This window comes from Sphingobium sp. ba1 (genome assembly GCF_000743655.1).
Classification (GTDB): Bacteria; Pseudomonadota; Alphaproteobacteria; order Sphingomonadales; family Sphingomonadaceae; genus Sphingobium.
In genome coordinates, this window is the sequence record NZ_JPPQ01000010.1 from 1 (window position 1) to 1,923 (window position 1,923).

Consider the following 1,923-nt stretch of genomic DNA (forward strand, 5'->3'; position numbering starts at 1 on the left):
TCCGCCTCGCGGCGCAGCAGGGCATGCACGCGCCGATAGCCATAGGTTGGCAGGTCGGCGATCAGCCTGCGGATATCGGCGGCGAGTTCGGCGTCGGGCAAGGGCGGACGCCCGCGACGCCGTCGTTCTGCTGGTCGTTGCATTGCGGAGAGATGCGGTCGTGACATGCCGACGGCATTTGCAACCGCGCTCACCGTCCACCCTCGGGCCACGAGGTCGAGCGCAACAGCTGTTTTTTTGGGCCTGCGGCCCGGGAGACAGCCTCGCGCAGCAGTTCGTTCTCCATCGTCTTCTTGCCGAGCAGGCGCTGCAGTTCGCGGACTTGCGCCTCAAGCGCGCGGTAGTCGGATGCGGCCACAACTTCCTCGCCGGCCGCAGCGGCTGTGAGTGCGCCCTGAGTCATCAGCCGTCGCCAGGTGAATAGCTGGTTGCCCGCGATGCCATGGCGGCGGGCGACCAGCGACACCGAGTTCCCCGGCAAATAGGTCTCCTCAACGATGCGAATCTTCTCCTCGGGCGTCCAGCGCCGACGGCGCTGCACCGAGGTAATGACCTCTACGCGGTCATATGTTCCAGTCATACGGTCAGGCATATGCATCACACTTCCATAAGTGTGAGGGCCTGTCAGGCGATTTTGGGGGCTACTTCACGATGAAAACATCTGCCTGAGCGATCTGCTTATGAATCTTGATCGAAGCGTTGCGGGCCGACACCAAAGCATCGCGCGTTGGCAAAACGTCGTTACCTGAATAATCAATCCATCCGATCGGCGTCTCCCACATCAGATCCTCGTCATAGCCGCCGCCTTGTGCCAGTCGAAAATCATTAAGGACTGAAAAAATATTGTATCTATTGAATGATGCGGGCGAGAGTCCGCAGTCCGGCGACCAACTCAGTACGGTTTTACCTTGCGCATGAAGGGCATGCTCAATTTCTCTAGCGAAACAAGAACCGCTGGTGAACAAAGCAGGATTTTCACCGAGATGAAATTTGGGTGTTATGAACGGCGTAAATTCGCTAAATACTCTACCGCCGGCCATCTGCGCCGTGACACTTTCATATCCCCGTTCGTCCGCATCCGGGCCACCAATAGACCATTGTGCATATTCCCCAATATTTCTCATATTGCGAACGGCTTGCCTTGCAGAAATATTATGCACAGTTCGGTATACCCCCAAAATTTTCTATATATAAATATAAATTATTTAATCTAACCTATGTACTAATTATAATTATATGAATGATATATATTTTGTTAATAGATACCGAATTATCGGGCTCTTTGCTGAATTGCAATAGTAGGCTATGTCTACATTTCGGAACAATCACGAATTTCCTTCGACCATATCATAATTGATGGCTGCAATCGGTTGTCAATGTTGCAAAGGCTCATATTACGTTTGGTGGAACAGATGTTCGCTAATGTCGGTTGCGTGAACATGGATCATAAGGTCGCGGTGTAAAAGCGCTTGGGCTAAACCCGCTCCACCCGCAACACAGTGCCCTCACTCGCGATCACGCGCACCCGTGCGCCCACTTCCGCGTCCGGGCCGGTTGCGCTCCACACGCTGTCGCCGACTTTGACCCGGCCTTCGCCGTCGGTGATGGCTTCCACCACGGTTACCGTCTGGCCGATCAGGCGGGCGGTGCGGTCGTTTAGGAGGGGGTCGGTGGAGGCGACGGGGTGGTCGGCGTACCAGCGGCGGCCGGCATAGACCGCCGCGATGCTGAGGCTTGCGAACAGGAGGAGTTGGAGGGGGAGGCCGATCGGCAGCGCGAGCGCGACGAGGCCGGTGATGGCGGCGGCGATCGAAATCCAGATGAGGAAGACGCCGGGGATCAGCACTTCGGCAATGCCCAGCAGCGCGGCGAATACCAGCCAGGCCCAATGATCTTCGAGCAGGGTGAGCAGGGTCATGGGGC

At 56.5% G+C, this 1,923-nt stretch carries 2 protein-coding genes and 2 pseudogenes; all 4 read right to left on the bottom strand.

The genetic code is table 11. The features are described 5' to 3' along the window. Nucleotides 1-122, bottom strand: a pseudogene (locus IL54_RS25785) (IS3 family transposase); the annotation flags it as partial. An 86-nt stretch (nt 123-208) separates the two neighbouring features. Beyond that, nucleotides 209-580: pseudogene (locus IL54_RS01855) on the bottom strand (transposase); the annotation flags it as partial. A 61-nt stretch (nt 581-641) separates the two neighbouring features. Further along, a complete protein-coding gene (locus IL54_RS22570; protein WP_076605448.1) occupies nt 642-1,124 on the bottom strand; it encodes a GSCFA domain-containing protein in 483 nt (160 codons plus the stop codon). A gap of 350 nt (nt 1,125-1,474) precedes the next feature. Continuing rightward, the gene (locus IL54_RS01860; protein WP_037472616.1) at nt 1,475-1,918 is read right to left on the bottom strand and encodes an NfeD family protein; all 444 of its coding nucleotides are present in this window, start codon (nt 1,916-1,918) and stop codon (nt 1,475-1,477) included. Between the last annotated feature and the right edge of the window lie 5 nt (nt 1,919-1,923).